The organism is Pseudonocardia cypriaca, from assembly GCF_006717045.1.
Taxonomy (GTDB): domain Bacteria; phylum Actinomycetota; class Actinomycetes; order Mycobacteriales; family Pseudonocardiaceae; genus Pseudonocardia; species Pseudonocardia cypriaca.
Genome location: NZ_VFPH01000002.1, coordinates 1,908,755 through 1,924,593 on the forward strand (window position 1 = coordinate 1,908,755; position 15,839 = coordinate 1,924,593).

The 15,839-nt window shown below is 73.5% G+C and carries 12 protein-coding genes; 7 read left to right on the top strand and 5 right to left on the bottom strand.

The window, feature by feature from the left end; genetic code table 11:
* Positions 1 to 24 precede the first annotated feature (24 nt).
* Positions 25 to 3,165: a polysaccharide deacetylase family protein gene (locus FB388_RS26575; protein ID WP_142104876.1), complete on the bottom strand. Its 3,141-nt coding sequence runs from the start codon at positions 3,163 to 3,165 to the stop codon at positions 25 to 27.
* Between the two features lie 167 nt (positions 3,166 to 3,332).
* Here FB388_RS26575 and FB388_RS26580 point away from each other — a divergent pair, with 167 nt between their 5' ends.
* Entirely contained in the window at positions 3,333 to 6,251 is a 2,919-nt protein-coding gene (locus FB388_RS26580; RefSeq protein ID WP_211362228.1) for an AfsR/SARP family transcriptional regulator, read from the top strand.
* A 66-nt stretch (positions 6,252 to 6,317) separates the two neighbouring features.
* A complete protein-coding gene (locus FB388_RS26585; protein WP_142104878.1) occupies positions 6,318 to 6,905 on the top strand; it encodes an RNA polymerase sigma factor in 588 nt (195 codons plus the stop codon).
* Here the strand turns inward: FB388_RS26585 and FB388_RS26590 are convergent.
* Positions 6,884 to 7,345, bottom strand: coding sequence for a hypothetical protein (locus FB388_RS26590; protein ID WP_142104879.1), 462 nt, complete (start codon positions 7,343 to 7,345; stop codon positions 6,884 to 6,886). The two genes, FB388_RS26585 and FB388_RS26590, sit on opposite strands and share 22 nt — an antisense overlap.
* 80 nt (positions 7,346 to 7,425) lie before the next feature.
* A complete protein-coding gene (locus FB388_RS26595; protein WP_142104880.1) occupies positions 7,426 to 8,244 on the bottom strand; it encodes an LLM class flavin-dependent oxidoreductase in 819 nt (272 codons plus the stop codon).
* Positions 8,245 to 8,320: 76 nt separating this feature from the next.
* On the opposite strand from FB388_RS26595, the gene FB388_RS26600 reads away from it, so the two are divergent.
* From FB388_RS26600 to FB388_RS26615, 4 genes are all read left to right on the top strand, one after another.
* Positions 8,321 to 8,782 (top strand): MarR family winged helix-turn-helix transcriptional regulator, encoded by a 462-nt coding sequence (locus tag FB388_RS26600; protein WP_246122421.1) that lies wholly within the window; start codon positions 8,321 to 8,323, stop codon positions 8,780 to 8,782.
* A 120-nt stretch (positions 8,783 to 8,902) separates the two neighbouring features.
* A complete protein-coding gene (locus FB388_RS26605) occupies positions 8,903 to 9,655 on the top strand; it encodes a 3-hydroxybutyrate dehydrogenase (RefSeq protein WP_142104881.1) in 753 nt (250 codons plus the stop codon).
* 71 nt (positions 9,656 to 9,726) lie between these two features.
* Positions 9,727 to 11,004 carry an MFS transporter gene (locus FB388_RS26610; RefSeq protein WP_142106304.1) on the top strand — a complete coding sequence of 426 codons (1,278 nt, stop codon included), beginning with the start codon at positions 9,727 to 9,729 and terminating at the stop codon, positions 11,002 to 11,004.
* Positions 11,005 to 11,045: 41 nt separating this feature from the next.
* Positions 11,046 to 12,851: a helix-turn-helix domain-containing protein gene (locus tag FB388_RS26615; RefSeq protein ID WP_142104882.1), complete on the top strand. Its 1,806-nt coding sequence runs from the start codon at positions 11,046 to 11,048 to the stop codon at positions 12,849 to 12,851.
* Between the two features lie 327 nt (positions 12,852 to 13,178).
* Here the strand turns inward: FB388_RS26615 and FB388_RS26620 are convergent, their stop codons facing one another.
* Together FB388_RS26620 and FB388_RS26625 are read right to left on the bottom strand one after the other, a co-directional pair.
* Complete coding sequence (locus FB388_RS26620; protein ID WP_142104883.1) at positions 13,179 to 13,625, bottom strand: nitroreductase/quinone reductase family protein; 447 nt, start codon at positions 13,623 to 13,625, stop codon at positions 13,179 to 13,181.
* An 89-nt stretch (positions 13,626 to 13,714) separates the two neighbouring features.
* On the bottom strand, positions 13,715 to 14,317 hold the full coding sequence (locus FB388_RS26625) for a DedA family protein (RefSeq protein WP_142104884.1): 603 nt from the start codon (positions 14,315 to 14,317) through the stop codon (positions 13,715 to 13,717).
* Between the two features lie 192 nt (positions 14,318 to 14,509).
* Between FB388_RS26625 and FB388_RS26630 the strand changes: the two genes are divergently transcribed.
* On the top strand, positions 14,510 to 15,316 hold the full coding sequence (locus FB388_RS26630; protein ID WP_246122423.1) for a serine protease: 807 nt from the start codon (positions 14,510 to 14,512) through the stop codon (positions 15,314 to 15,316).
* The last annotated feature ends 523 nt before the right edge of the window (positions 15,317 to 15,839 follow it).

Consider the following 15,839-nt stretch of genomic DNA (forward strand, 5'->3'; position numbering starts at 1 on the left):
CGTGTGGATGGCCGAACAGCCGGCTTATCCCGGCAGGACGATCCGGTAGTCGAAATTCCCACCCGCAGGCGCCACGATCTCCAGGTCGTCGGTCATCACGCGGTGCAGCCGCAGCGTCTCGACGGTCGGCTCGTCCTGCGGCGCCCGGGCGGCGGCGGAGAACTCGCAGCCCGACCCCAGCTCCAGCCGCACCGCGAGCCCGGCCTCGTTGACGACCTCGGCGCTGCGCCCGTCCGGGGCCACCGTGGCGGTCTGGCGCCTCCCCTGCATCGCGGACGCCCACAGGTCGACGCAGAACTCGTTCGCGACGCGGTGGCCCGGGAGGGTGCCGGTGTAGGCGACGTGCACGACCCGGCCGTCGAGCCGCACCGTCTTGCGGAACCGGCCGAACGCGTCGACGTCGTGCAGCACCACACCGCGCTCGCCCGCGCGCTTGGCGCGGTGGTCCTCGGCGAGCCGGTCGTCGAGGGCCTGCAGGTTGTCCGGCGCGTCCTCGAGCGGGCTGCCGTCGCCGTACTCGAAGGTGACGGCGACCGCGTCGCCGCCCGGGATCTCGTCGTAGGCGTTGAAGTTGTCCGGGTAGTACCAGTCGAACGCGTCGTCGCCCGCCGGGCTGGTGCCGGTGGTGCCCTGGCTCGGGTCGACGTCGCAGGCGACGTAGGCGTGGTTCGGGGTCCACACGGTGTTCTGCAGGACGATGCCGTCGCACTGGACCCCGCTGTCGGACGCCCAGTCCATGTCGAGGAACTGGTAGGCCTTGCACGTCCCGCTCACCGCGTACGGGCGCCCGTCGACGAGCGAGAACAGGTGGGTGATGCGACCGCCGTTGCGGTCGAGCACCGCCAGCGCCTGCGCGTTGTAGAGCACGACCGACGGCAGCGGGTCGTGGTCCCAGTGCAGCCCACGCGCGCGGCGCCACGGGGGCGGCGTGCCCCGGTCGACGACGTCCTCCAGCTCGGCCACGCGGTCGACAACGGGACCGGCGTCGCGGAAGGCGCTATCGGGTCCGCGCTGCGCCCACGCGGCCCAGATCGCGGCGGCGAGGTAGACGTGGGTGTTGCGCAGCTGCAGCGACTCCGCGGCCACGAAGTCCTCCGGCTCGGTGCCGCCGGGCCGGTCCTCCGGGACGCGGGCGCGCTTCGACCACTGCGACTCGTGCAGGTTGAGCGTGAAGTACAGCCGCGCGAGGTCGAACAGCTGGTTGCGGCAGTCGGCCTGGCAGGACGCGATGGCCCGCTCGGCGCGCTTCGAGATCGCCTCGAGGTCCTCCCCGAGCCACGCTGCCGGTATCCGGGCCCACGCCGTGTACCAGGTGTCGAACGCGAGGCCGAAGTCGTGACCGGGCACCGGAGCCAGGTCCAGCTCCCACTCCTTCTCGATGTACGGGTCGGACGCGCGCACCAGGTCGAGGTCGCCGACGCAGTCGGCGTCGCCCAGATCGTCGGTGGTGACCACCTGCACCCACGGGTGGGCGGCCAGCCACGACAGCGCCGCCTGGTACTTCTGGTTGAACTGCAGCTCGTTGCCGTTGTAGACGCCGTCGAACCAGCCGTTGCCGCTGGCCTTGTCGGCGTCGTCGGAGTAGACGAGCAGGTTGCCGCGCCGCAGCTGCGGCTGCGCGGCCAGCTCGATGAACTTGCGCCGCAGGTCGTAGTCCACCTTGCCGCGGTCGGCGTCGTGGTCGCTCGCCCCGAGCAGCCGGTCCTTCATCTCCGGGTCGATGAACAGCACCTTCAGCCCGGTAGTGCGGTCGCGCCACAGGTACTGCCAGTTCACCCACCGGCCGTCGGTCTCCCGGCCCATGGCCGGGCTGGTGCTGCGGACGACCGTCGCGGTGTCCTCCTCGCCGTTCTCCTGGTGCCCGCCGTCGACCACCAGGTACTCGACGCCCGCCTTCTGCAGGGCCTCGACGACGTTCGGGCGGTCGGTGACGATCCGCGAGTCGGGGTAGTAGACCGGCCGGGTCTCCCCGACGATCTCGCGCATCGCGTCGGAGCCGAGCGTGATCGCGTCGAGGTTCGTGGCGGCCGTGTAGTAGGGCAGCCGGTGCGCCCCGAACCCGGCGACGACCGGCACGAGCAGGCCGTCCCGTACGTCCTGGCGCATCCGCTCCAGGTCCTCGGGGCAGTCGTGGGCGAGCAGGTCGAGGAGCCCGCCGTTCATCGCCCACATCTGCGGGATGCCGTAGTGGCGGTGCGCGTCCAGGGTGAACGCGTACCCGTCGCCGGTGTTGCTCTCCTTGCTGCCGGGGCGACTGCTGTAGCTCGCGCCCGGGTCGCGCATCGTCACCTGCGCGTACGTCTTCGGCGGCGTGTAGTCGTCGTCGGCGGTGGCGAACAGGTCGTTGAGGCCCTGGATCGCGAAGTTCACGAACACGACCCGGGCGCTCCCGACCTCGGCGGGTGCGGCGAGGTCGACGTCGACGGCCCGTCCGTGGTGGGTGACGACCACCGGCGGCAGGTCGTCCCCGGTGCGCGGCACGGCCACCGTGACCGAGTCGGCGGAGATGTCGACGAGCGGCAGCGGGTCCGGCTGCGGCGTGCGCAGGTCGATCATCCGGTCGCCGATCTGCACCGCGAGGTCGGGCCGCCCGTCCTGCCGGTGGGCGAACAGGTCCACGACGTCGACGCGGATCTCGTCGCGCTCCGGGGTTCGCCGGTGGTAGAGCACCCACGCGTCAAGCGCGCCGCCCGGCTGGGGGATGAAGATGCGGCGGATGTCCTCGCGGGTGAAGTCGGGCGCCACCGCGACGGTGGTGTGGTCGGCCGAGTGGAGCTCCCCGTGCGGGGTGGTCACCTCGAGCGAGTACGTGATCCGCGCTCCTGCCGGCACCGCAGGCAGCCTCGCTTCGAGGTACTGGCTGTGCCCGCCGCGGAGCCTGTCGTCGAGCCCGACGTAGTAGGGCATGTGTTCGAAGCGGAACTGGCCGTGGGTGCGCATCTGGTGGCGCATCCAGTTCGCGAAGCCCTCGCGGATGTGACGCATCCGGGCGCGGGGCGTCCACGACCGTCCGTCCACCTCGGCCCGCAGGCGGTATGCCACGATCGGGACGTTCGGCTCGTCGGTGTCGATGCGGAACGGGAGCAGGACGTCCAGGGCCCCCGCGGGCCCGGCGACGACCCGCGGGTAGGCGTCCGGCGTGAAGTGGACGATGCCTGCGGACATGGCGACTCCCCCTGGTCGGATGGCTCCGGCTCGAAGTCGCTCGCGCCGCGTGTCCGGTCCGTTACGGATCCGATCCCATGAGCTGCACGTCATTGACGCGGGCTCGCCGGGGCGGCAACGCTTTCGGGACGGGAGTCCGGGGCCCGCACGAAGGAGTGGCGACGACGGTGACCGGCGCGAGCACACGAGCCCCAGGTGTCGTGCTGCGTGTGCTCGGCGATTTCACCGTCACTGTCGATGATCGCGTGGTCACCCTCGGTGGCCCTCGGCAGAAGGCGGTGCTCGCGCGCATCCTCGCGGGCGCCGACGAGGCGGTCTCGGCCGAGCAGCTCGTCGACGACGTCTGGGGCGAGCGGTCCGCCGAGTCGACGGTCGCTTCCGTGCACGCCTACGTCTCGCGGCTGCGGCGGCTGCTGGGCGGCGCGGCGATCCCGCGGCGGGGCGGGCGGTACCTGATCGACCGGGACGTCGTCACGGTCGACGCGGACCTCTTCGTCGACGACGTGTCCCGCGGCCGGGCCGCTCTCGCCCGAGGCGCGGACAGCGCGGCGGCGGCCATCCTCGGGGCGGCGCTCGCCAGGTGGCACGGCGCGGACGCGTTCGGGACGATGCGGGACGCCCACTTCCTGGCTCCCCTCGCGGCGAGGTGGGAGGAGTTGCGTGTGCTGGCCGCGGAGGCGCTCGCCGACGCACACGCCCGCTGCGGCCGGGCAGGCGACGACGTGACGCTCCTGCACGAGCTGGCCGAGCGGGACCCGCTGCGGGAGTCCGTGGCCGTGCGCCTCGTGCGAGCCCTGTACGCGGCGGGGAGGCAGGCCGACGCCCTCACCGCGTTCGAGCGGTGCCGGCACGCGCTGGCCGAGCAGCTCGGCGTCGACCCCACCCCCGAGCTGCGCCGCGTGCACGCGGCCGTGCTGGCCCAGGAGCCGCTCCCCTCGGCCGTCTCTTCGGCGCTACCGACCAACCTGCCGCCGCGGAACCGCTCGTTCGTGGGACGGCACGACCTGCTCGCCCAGGTCGGCGGCGCCCTGGACGACGACACCAACCGGCCTCGCGCCGTGGCACTGGTCGGCCTGCCCGGCGTCGGCAAGACCGAGCTGGCCCTCGAGCTGGCCCATCGCAGGCGCCGGGCCGGGCGGGTCGCCTGGTGGATCGCAGCCGAGGACCCGGCGGGCACCGCCACCGGGTTGGCCGATCTCGCGGCCGCGCTCGGGATCGCCGCCTTCGAGCGGGGAGAGGACACCCACGCCGCGTTGTGGGACGAGCTCGACCGGGCCCCTGGCTGGGTGCTGGTGTTCGACAACGCCGACGACCCCGCCCTGCTGGAACCGTTCCTGCCGGCCGCCCGCCACGGCGACGTCGTGATCACCTCGCGCAACCCGGCCTGGCGGCGCCTCGCCCGCCCGGTCACGGTGGCGCCGCTGCGCAGGGCGGAGTCGGTCCACTACGTGGTGGGCCGCACCGGCGACGCCGCGGCCGCGGCCGACACGCTCGCCGGGCAGCTCGGTGACCTGCCGCTCGCCCTGGAACAGGCGTGCGCCTACATCGAGCAGACCGGCATGTCCGTGGCCGACTACGTGGATCTGTTCCGGGAGCGGCGGGACAGCCTGCTGCTGCACGATCCGCTGGACTCGCGCCCCACCGTCGCCACGACGTGGGGCCTCGCCTTCGACCGGCTGCACCAGCGATCGCCGCGGGCGGCCGGGCTGCTCGAGGCGATGGCGTTCCTCGCCCCGGACGCGATCGCCGTCGCGACGCTGCGCCGGCTCGGCCCCGACGGGTTCACCGACGAGCTCGACCTGCAGGACGCGATCGCGGAGCTGCTGCGGCTGTCACTGGTCGACCGCGACGCGGGCGTCGTGCGGGTGCACCGGCTGGTGCAGGACGTGGTGCGGGCCCGGATGCCGGTCGGCATGCGGCAACGGCGGCTCGTCGAGGCCGCGGGGGCCTGCACGGTGGCCGACACCGAGGACGTCGCCGCGCACCTGATGAGCATCGCCACCCACGCCGAGGCGCTCGCCACCGTGGCCGACGGGCTGGTGGAGGCGCTGGCCGAGCTGGCGCACCGGCAGGCGGCGCGTGCGCTCTACCCGGCCGCACAGCACGTCCTCGAGACGGCGTTGCGCCTGCAGGACCGGACCGGAGACCCCGTGCTGCACGGCCGGCTCGTCTGCCAGCTCGGCGAGGTGCTCGACGCCGCCGGGCACCTCGCGCCCGCCCTCGAGCTGCACCGGCGGGCCGTGCGGATACTCGACTCGACCCTCGATCCGGACGACGTCGTGCTCGCGCACGCCTACAACCGCCTCGGCCACGTCCTCAACTGCGCCGACGACGCGGTCGCCGCGATCGAGGCCCACGAGCGCGCGCTGCTGGCCCTGCAGAAGGCCGGGCGGGACGACCTGGTCCCGCCGGTGCTGGCCGACCTCGGCTACACGTTGTGGGCCGCAGGCCGGCTCGGCCCCGCCGGCGAGGCGTTGCGGGCGGCACAGGTGCTGCTGGAGGGCCAGGGACGGCGCGACGGGCCCGCGTGGGCGCACGCCACCGCGGGCCTCGGCATCGTCGAGCAGGACACCGGCAACCTGGAGGAGGCGGTGGCGCTCCAGCGCACCGCGCTCGAGGTGTTCGCCCAGGTCTGCGGCCCCGACCACCCCGACACCGCGCAGACCCTGGACAAGCTCGGCTACGCGCTGCGGCTCTCGCGCCGCGCGGACGAGGCCGTGGAGGTGCACCTGCGCGCCGTCCGGCTGCTGGAGCGCGTCCTCGGGGCCGACGACTCGCGCGTCGCCATGACGCTCACCAACCTCGGTCTCGCCTACGCCGACGCCGGCCGCATCGGTGAGGCGGTCGAGGCACAGGCACGGGCGCGGCGGATCTTCTACGCAGCCCTCGGTCCCGAGCACGCGAGCACGCTGCTCGCCGGCAGGCGGCTCGCCGTCGCGCTCGCCGCCAGCGGGAACGAGGTGCGGGCGCGCAGGCTGATGAACGAGGTCCTCGAGGTCGTGGAGCGCAGGCTGGAGGACAACCCCGCCGAGTGGGCCCGGGTGGCCGCCGACGCGGCGCGCGTGTTCGGAGCGGACACGGTCTAGGCCTTTGCAAGGCCGTTGCAAGCGCAACAGGCGACTGTGTGCCCCTGCTCGTTCTGGGGAGGCAGCATGGTCAGCCCCGATCCGACCACGCACGCGACACCGAGCACCGCCCAGCTGGTCAGGGACGCGTGCGACCGCCATCCGGAGGCGTGGCGCGAGCTGACGTCGCGGTACGAAGGCCTCGTACGCGCCGTCGTCGGCTCCTACCGGCTCCAGGAGGCGGACTTCGCGGACGCGGTCCAGAACACCTGGCTCCGCGCCCTCGAGCGGCTCCACAGCGTCCGCAACCCCGACAGCCTCGGAGGCTGGCTCACCACCGTGGCCCGGCGCGAATGCCTCGCACTGCTGGCCCGCTCGCGCCGCGAGGCACCGACCGGCGTGGCGGACGACCAGCTCGTCGTGGAGGAGCCCGGGCCGGAAGCGCTGGTGCTGGCCGAGGAGGCCCGGCGCGCCGTCGCCCACGCGGTGACCGAGCTGCCTCTGAAGCCGCGGGAACTGGTCAACGCCCTGTTCTCGACGCCGGAGCCCAACTACGCCGAGGTGTCCCGGCAGATGGGGCTGCCGATCGGGAGCATCGGGCCCACCCGGCAGCGGGCGCTGCGGACGCTGCGGTGCGGGCTCGCGCGGGCCGGTCAGGACGTCCGCGCCAGCTGACGAGCTGCCCGGCCGCGGAACCAGTCGCTCGCGGCCGGGCGGAACATCAGCGCCAGCGCGGAGAACACCGCGACGAGGTGCGCGACGCGCAGGGTCGCGGCCACCAGCGCGGGTGCCTCGGCTGTCACGAGGAACAGGCCGGGTGAGCCCCCGCTGAGCAGCCACGACACCGGCTCGGCCACGAGCGAGAGCGTGCCGATCCCGCCGAGCAGGACGGCCACCGTCCAGCGGACCGCGTTGCGCCCGGTGCGCAACGCGAGCACCAGCACCGTGAGCACGGCGTAGATCCCGAAGCGCGCCGCCAGCTGGGCGAGCGTGGGCGGCTCGGGGAGCAGCAGGTGGACGAGCGCTTCGACGACCCCGGCGCCGATCGCGGCGAGCCAGAGCACGACGGACATCTGGACGGCTGCGGGCGCGGTGCGCGCGGCGGTGACGGTCATGCGATGAAGTGTTCGCCGCATCGGGTCGGCAATCCGACCGGCGGGCCCCCGAACCGGAAGGGGGGATATCCCCGCCCTGCTCAGCTCCCGGTGAGCAGTTCCACGACCGGTGCGAACTGCTCGAAGAACGCGCCGTTGACGCTGATGTAGGAAACGCCGTACGCGTCGCGGCGGCGCTGCAGCTCGTCGGCCATCTCGGCGGGGGTGCCGCGCAGGAGGGTCTGCGAGTCGTTGGCGACGAGGGTGGCGTGGTCGGCACCGATGAAGTGCCGGGTCCACGGCGGGATCTCGTCGCCCACGACGAACAGGTTGATGGCGATCTCGAGGTCCCGGTCGCCCGCGGCGTCCCGGAGCTGGGCGACCATCCCCGCGTGGTGGTCGCGTCCGGAGAGCGGGGGTGCCGCGAGCGTGACGATGTCGGCCGTGCGGGCGGCGAGCGCGAGCGCCTTCGGGCCGCCCGCGGCCACGAGGACCGGCGTGTGCCGGTCGCCGTCGAGCTCGCGCAGCTGCTCGATCGACTCGGCCACCGCCTGCAGCCGCTCCCCCGCCGACCCCCACGGCCTGCCGAGCGCCTCGGCGAACCGCTGCGCCTCCGGGCGGCCGCTGCCGATGCCGAAGTCGAAGCGGCCCCCGGTGAGCACCGAGAGCGAATGCCCTTCCCACGCCGCGGCGCGCGGCGCCCGCAGCGGGCTGGCCAGCACGAACGTGCCCACGCGCAACGTGGTCGTCGCGCAGGCCGCCACGGCGAGCGACGGGAACGGGGACAGCAGCTGCAGACCGTCGGGCATCAGGAGCGTCGAGTAGCCCAGCTCCTCCACGCGCTTCGCCGTGGCGGCCCACTGCTCCCCGCCACCCTCCGGCGTCGCCACCACCCCGAAGCGGAACTTGTGATCGGACATTCCCCCACCTCCAGAACCGTTACACAGCTGAACGATTATTTGGAGAGTACCGTTCCCACTCTGTACGGTCTACCCCGTGGCACTGGAGAACCCGCCCGGGTCGGCCTTCCTCCTCGCCGCGGTCGGCTCCCACGCCGCCGCGCGCTTCGCCGAGCGCGTCGCCGACCTGGACCTCACACCCCCGCAGGTCGGACTGCTCGGGCTCATCGCCGCGTCACCGGGCCAGAGCCAGCAGGCCGTGGCCCAGCTGCTCGGGATGCCGCCGAGCCGGCTGGTCGGGCTCGTCGACGCGCTCGCCGACCGCGGGCTCGTCGAGCGCAGACGCAACCGGACCGACCGGCGCCTCCACGCGCTGCACATCACCGACGAGGGAACGGAGATGCTGGCCCGCGTCGGGAAGGTCGGCCGCGAGCACGACGCCGCGCTCTGCCGGAGCCTCGACGCGGCCGAGCGCGAGACACTGCGCGCCCTCCTCTCCCGCATCGCGGCCGACCAGGGGCTGCGCCCGGGGATCCACCCCGGCTACCGGGGCGTGTAGCCCGCAGAACGAGGGAGTTCCGCGGAACGCCGTGAATGTGTGCCGAACACATATGCGGGCGGGATCAGTGGTGCTCGACTACAGGGACAAAGCTGCTCCGCCGCCGTACCGTCCTCCGGCATGACGTCCGTTCCGTCGCCGCCGTTGGCCGGCCGCCGTGCGCTGGTCACGGGTGCCGCCTCGGGCATCGGGGCGGCGCTGGCGCGGCGGCTCGTCGCCGACGGGGCACAGGTGGTGGCCGTCGACCGCGACGAGGCCGGGCTCGCCACGCTCGAGGGCGTGGAAGCGGTGCCCTGCGACCTGTCGGACCTCGCGGCCGTCGACGCGCTGCCCGCCGATGTCGACGTCCTGGTCAACAACGCCGGCCTGCAGCACGTCGCCCCGATCCCCGAGTTCGACCCCGACCGGTTCTCGCTGCTCCTGCGCGTGATGCTGGAGGCGCCGTTCCGGCTCGCCCGGCGCGCGCTGCCGCACATGTACGCCCACGGCTGGGGCCGAGTGATCAACATCTCGAGCGTGCACGGGCTGCGCGCGAGCCCGTTCAAGTCCGCTTACGTCAGCGCGAAGCACGGTCTGGAAGGCCTGTCCAAGGTCATCGCGCTCGAGGGCGCCGAGCACGGGGTCACGAGCAACTGCATCGACCCCAGCTACGTGCGCACGCCGCTGGTCGAGCGGCAGATCGCCGACCAGGCCCGCACCCACGGGATCGACCCCGATGCCGTGGTGGAGCGGGTGATGCTCGCGCCGGCCGCCGTGAAGCGGCTCGTGGAACCGGACGAGGTGGCCGAGCTGGCGGCCGTGCTCTACGGGTCGGCGTCCGCGTCGATCACCGGAACGTCGCTCTCGATGGACGGCGGCTGGACCGCCCACTGAAAGGAAACGGAGACACCGTGGTCACCGACAAACAGTCATCCGGCAACATCATCAAGGTCGTGGCGGCCAGCATGGCCGGTACGGCCGTCGAGTGGTACGACTTCTTCCTCTACGGGGTCGCGGCGGCCGTCGTGTTCCCGGCGGTCTTCTTCCCGTCGAACGACCCCGCGGTAGGCACCCTGCTCGCGCTCGGCACGTTCGCGATCGGCTTCGTGGCCCGGCCGCTCGGCGGGCTGGTCTTCGGCCACTACGGCGACAAGCTCGGCCGCAAGAAGCTGCTGGTCATCAGCCTCGTGGCGATGGGGATCGCGACGTTCGCGATCGGGCTGCTACCCGGGTACGCGACCATCGGGATCGCGGCGCCGCTGCTGCTGGTGGTCCTGCGCCTCGTACAGGGCTTCGCGATCGGCGGGGAATGGGGCGGGGCCGTCCTCATCGTCTCCGAGCACGGCGACCCGGCGCGGCGCGGCTACTGGGCGAGCTGGCCGCAGGCAGGCGTGCCGATCGGCCAGCTGCTCGCCAACGCGCTGCTCTTCCTGCTCGCCGCGATCCAGAGCGAGCAGGACTTCCAGTCGTGGGGGTGGCGGATCCCGTTCCTGCTCTCCGCGGTGCTCGTGCTGATCGGCCTCTACATCCGGCTGTCGATCGAGGAGTCGCCGGTCTTCCGAGAGGCCCAGGCCCGCGCCGCCGAGCGCGTCGCGGCGGGCGAGCGGGAGGTCGTCCCGATCGTCGACGTGTTCCGCCGCTACCCCCGTGAGGTCTTCACGGCGATGGGAGCGCGGTTCGCCGAGAACGTCTGCTACTACATCTTCACGATCGTCATCACGACCTACATGACGAAGCGGCTCGGGGTGTCCAGCTCCTTCGTGCTCGGCGCCGTGCTCATCGGCACCGCGGTCCACCTGGTGGTCATCCCCGTGTGGGGCGCGCTCTCCGACCGCTTCGGCCGCAAGCCGATCTACCTGCTCGGAGCCGCGGGCGTCGGGATCTGGGCGTTCGTGTTCATCGCGCTCATCGACACGGCCAACTTCGCGCTCACCGCGCTCGCCGTCGTCGTCGGGCTGGTGTTCCACGCCGCGATGTACGGGCCGCAGGCGGCGTTCCTCTCCGAGCTGTTCGGGACGAAGGTCCGCTACTCGGGCACGTCGGTCGGCTACCAGCTCGCATCCGTCGTGGCGGGCGGGCTCGCGCCGATCATCGCCGTGGCGCTCTACACCTCGTTCGACTCCGGCTATGCGGTGTCGGTGTACGTGGCGCTCAGCTCGCTGCTGACGATCCTGGCAGTGGCGTCCTACGGCGAGACCCGCTCGCGCGACCTCGCCGAGGACCACGCGATCGCAAAGCACTGAGCGCGGCTCGCGGGGCGGGAGGCGGTGGCATCATCACCGCCGTGTCGCGCACGGCGCTGGAGCTGCTGCGCCTGCTCGCCCAGGACGCGCCCGCCGAGCGCATCGAGGAGCAGGCGCGGGCGCTCGCGGCGGCCGACCCGGAGTCCGGGGCGGTCGCGCGGGAGCTCGCCCTGCGCGTCCGGGCGGGGATCGACGCGCACCGGCGCCGGGAGGCGGAGCTGTCGGCGCTGGTCGACATCGCCCGCGACCTCGCGTCGCTCCCGGAGCCGGGCGGGGTGCTCGACACGATCGTCCGCCGCGCCCGCAGCCTGCTCGGCGCGGACTGCGCGTACCTGACGCTGGCCGACCCGGAGCGGGGCGACACGTTCATGCGCGCCACGGACGGGTCGATCTCCGCCCGGTTCCAGACGCTCCGGCTGCCGCTGGGCGCGGGCCTCGGCGGCCTGGTGGCGCAGACGCGGCGGCCGTACTGGACCGCCGACTACCCGGCCGACACCCGCTACGACCACACCACCGAGATCGACGCGGCGGTCGACGAGGAAGGGCTGGTCGCGATCTGCGGCACCCCGCTGCTGGTCGACCGCGAGTTCGTCGGGGTGCTGTTCGCCGCGCACCGGACGCACCGCCCGTTCGCCAGCACCGAGGTGGCGCTACTGGGCTCGCTCGCCGCGCTCGCCGCCGTCACGCTCGTGCAGCTGCGCCGCGCGGCGGAGACGGCCGACGCGCTCGCGGCCCTGTCCAGCGCGCACGCCGGGATCGAGCAGGCCGCCGCGGCGCACGACCGGTTCGCCGGGGTGGTGCTCTCCGGCGGCGGGGTCGACGACATCGCCGCCGCCCTCGCCGAGCTGCTCGGCTGCTGGGTGGCGGTGCTGGACGTCGACGACCAGCGGCTCGCGGCCCACGGCGCGGTGCCCGACCGGCTGGTCGAGCTCCCCGCGGTGCAGCAGGCGGCCGACGCCGCTCGGCTGGTGAGCGCCGACGGCGCGGCCGCGGTGGCCGTGCGGGCGGCCGGCCAGCGCCTGGGCACCCTCGTACTGGGCGGGCGCGCCGCGCTCGACGACGGGCAGGTCCGCACCGTCGAACGCGCGGCGATGGTGACGGCGCTGGTACTGCTGTTCCGGCTGCGCGAGGCCGAGGCCGACCAGCAGGTCCGCACCGACCTGCTCGCCGACCTGCTGTCCCGGCCGGCAGGCGAGGTGGACACGACGCTCGTCGAGCGCGGGCGGCTGCTCGGGCTGCGGCTGCGCACGCCGCACGTCGTGGCCGTGTGCCGGGCCGGTCGAGCTCTCGGACCAGGGCTCGTGGGCACGAACGAGGAGTGGTCGGTCGCCGTCGTGCCGGGGCGCGACCCCTCCGCCGTGGCCCACGAGGTGGCCCAGCGCGCGGGGCGGGACGCCGGGCCGGTCGGCGCGGCGGGGCCGGTCGTACCCGCCGCCGGCCTGCGTGAGACGTACGCCGACGCCCGGCGCACCGCCGACGCTCTCAGCGCGCTCGGCCTGCCTGCTGGCTCCGCCCGTGACCTCGGCTTCGCCGGGCTCGTCACGGGGGACGCCGCGGACGTCGAGGCGTACGTCGAGCGCGTGCTCGGCCCCGTCGCGGCCCACGACGCCCGTCGCGGCACCGACCTGCTCGCCACCGTGGAGGCCTACTTCGCCGCCGGGGCGAGCCCGACCCGCGCGGCAGGTGCGCTCCACGTCCACGTGAACACCGTGACCCAGCGCCTGGAACGCGTTGCGGCCCTGCTCGGCGAGGACTGGCAGTCGCCCGACCGCGCCCTCGAACTGCAGCTGGCCCTGCGCCTGAGCCGGCTGAGGCAGTTGGACAGTTCAGGAAAGCCACGTTCCTGAACGTGGGGTACAGCCCATGTATGTCTGGCGGCTGAACGCCGTCGCGAAGCAGGCGGACAGCCGCCAGTGACACCACAGTGGCTTTCCTGAACCTCCCGGGCGCCCCGGCGGCGACGCGCGGCGCGGCGCCGGATGGTTCCCGCCCGTCGTTCGACGGCGACCGTTCGGCGTCGATTTGGGCACGAGCCGATCACCGATCGTGATCGCCCACTCGACGGACCCGACAGCTCCACCCGCAACCCGCTCACGGGTCGCGCGTTGAGCCCGGTGACCGGGGCCGGCGGAACGGGGAGCCTCCGCCGGCACCGGTTGATCTTCTTCTCCGGCTCAGCGGAGCCGGAACACCGGGTAGCCGGGGGCGATCGCGAGCAGGGTCTCGTCGGACGCGGTGTGGTCGACGCCCTCGAAGAACACGCCCACCTCGAACTTCCAGCGCCGCAGGTACGCCCGCAGGATCTCGGGCTTGTCGGCGTCGGCCAGCTCGTCGGCGGCGAACGCCTCGGTCCGCCTGCCGAGCCGCAGCTCCCCGGTCCCGCCCGCGGCACGCAGGTTGCGCACCCACTGCGTGTGCCCGCGCGGCGCCACCAGGTACCGGGCTCCCTCGTGGCCCAGCAGGTTGACCGGCACCGTCCGCCACTCCCCGCTGCTCCGGCCACGCACGGCGAGCACCCGGGAGCCCCAGATGCTCACGCCGCGAGCGGTCAGCCACCTGACCACGGTGTTGAACAGCTCGGTACCGCGGCCGGTCCGGACGTAACGCGGGCTGCCGTTCATGGTGATCTCCTGATCCGCTTTGAGAGCAGTGCTCTTGTTGAGAAACAGTGCACCAGCCCAAGTGCTTCTTGTCAAGAGCAGTGCTCTCGTCAGGAGATCGCGGGAACCCGGGTGCGTCGCAGCTTCGACACCAGCGCGAACCCCGCGGCCGTCGCCACGGCCATCGCCACGCCTGCGAACAGGCTGAGCAGCGGGTCGCCCCCGGTGACCGGGCCGAGCGCCAGCCCGATCAGCAGCATGTAGGCGCTCCACGCCGCCGAGCTCACGATCGACCACGGCAGGAAGCGGCGCACCGGCAGGCCGAAGCGCCCGGCGGCGGCGGTGCTCACCAGGCGTCCGCCGGGCACGAACCGCGCCCCCACCAGGGCGATGCCGGGGCGGCAGAGCATGTGCCGGCGCACCCACGCCGACACCTCGTACTCGGTGTCGACGGTGCGCGACAGCAGCTTGTGCGAGCAGCGGCCCAGCCAGAAGACGACCGAGTCGCCCAGCACCGAACCGGCCAGCGCGGCGACGAAGAGCCCGAACACCATGCCCACGTCACCTCCGCCGAAGGCGGTGGTCGCCGCCGACATCAGGATGGTCTCGCTCGGCAGGATCGGGAACGGCGCGTCGACCGCGATCATCACGACGAGCAGCGGCAGCAGCCACGAGCTGCGCATGACCGCGTCGCACACGGTCAGGACGTCCAACAAATGCAGTCCTCTCGGGCGCGCTCGCCCGAGAACGCGCGACTGAAGGCCGGGGGGAGCGGCGTCCAGCCTCCCAGACGACACCGTGCACCGGCCGTGCGGTCCCCGTCACCCCGTCGCGCTACAAGGACGGCGCAGGTCAACGAGTCGATCTACGCTCGCCGCGTCCGCCGACCCGACGGGGAGTGATCTGTGGGATTCCGCCGTTTCGCCGTGCTCGGCCTCGCCGTCGTCGCCATCGCACTCGTGGGCAGCCCGGCACACGCGGCGCCGTCCGCAGCCGCGATCACCCCGGGCGTCCGGATGATCAGCCCGGTGGACCAGCGGGTCACGAGCTCGTGCACGGCGGCGTTCGTCTTCGCCGGCGACGACGCGACGTACCTCGGGTACGCGGCCCACTGCGCGGGCGCGAGCGAGTCGATGGGCCTGTCCGGCTGCGCCGAACCGACGCTCCCGCTCGGCACCGACGTGACGATCCTGGCCAACGACGGCTCCCGCGCATCCGGCCGCCTCGCCTACACCTCGTGGGGCACGATGCAGGAGCGCGGCGAGTCGGACCCCGCGCGGTGCATGTACAACGACTTCGCCCTCGTCGAGGTCGACCCGGCCGACGTCGCGCGGGTCGACCCCACGGTGCCCGTGTTCGGCGGACCCGTCGGGCTGGACACCGACGGGACGGCGTTCGGCGAGCGAGTGGTCAGCTACCAGCCGCAGAACGGCGGCACGAGCGCCAAGCAGGGACGCAGCCTCGGCACGGGCGGCGACGGGCTCGCCCACCGCGTCGAGACCAGGCCACCCGGCCGTCCCGGCGACTCCGGCAGCGGCTACCTCGACGGCGAGGGCCGCGCCTTCGGCGTGCTCTCCACCCTGTTCACCGACGGCAGCGCCACCAACGGCGTCACCGACCTGGCCCACGCCCTCGACTACGCGAACACCTACGGCGGGATCGGGCACGTGGCGCTGGTGCCGGGCAGGGAGCCGTTCCGGCTCCGGGACTAGATCCACCCGCAGGCCGAGCGGCAAGGCATCCTGTCGCAAGGTCTGCCTTCCCCGGGCCTCCTGGCGGCACCGTGCATTGTGCGGGGCCGCTTCGGGGGCAGGCCCAAGGGCCTGCCCTTCGTGCGCGCGGCGCCGCCAGGAGGCCGGTGTCGGTGATCTGGTTGCCTTCACGCACCGGGTTCGTCTTCGCGCACCCCGTGTCGGTCCATGCAGCCCGTCGACGGGCAGCGTGCGCCGAGTAGAGGTGCGTGGCCGGCGAAGAGCAGCGCGAGCAGCACACCACGGTGCCGCCCGCGACCGGGAAGTACTGCTCGCGCCGGTCAGGCCCCTCGTGATCGGCGGCTGGGCGCGTTTCCCGACGCAGGGCGTCGGTACTCGCGCCGAAACGCTGATCATGCCCGTGAGACCGCCTTCGGTGGCGCCGCGCGCCAGAAAGGGCAGGCCCGGGGTCTGCCCGCGAAGCGGGCGCGGAGCGACGCGCAGCGCCCTTGAGGCGTGAGGGGCAGCCCCGCACGATGCGCGG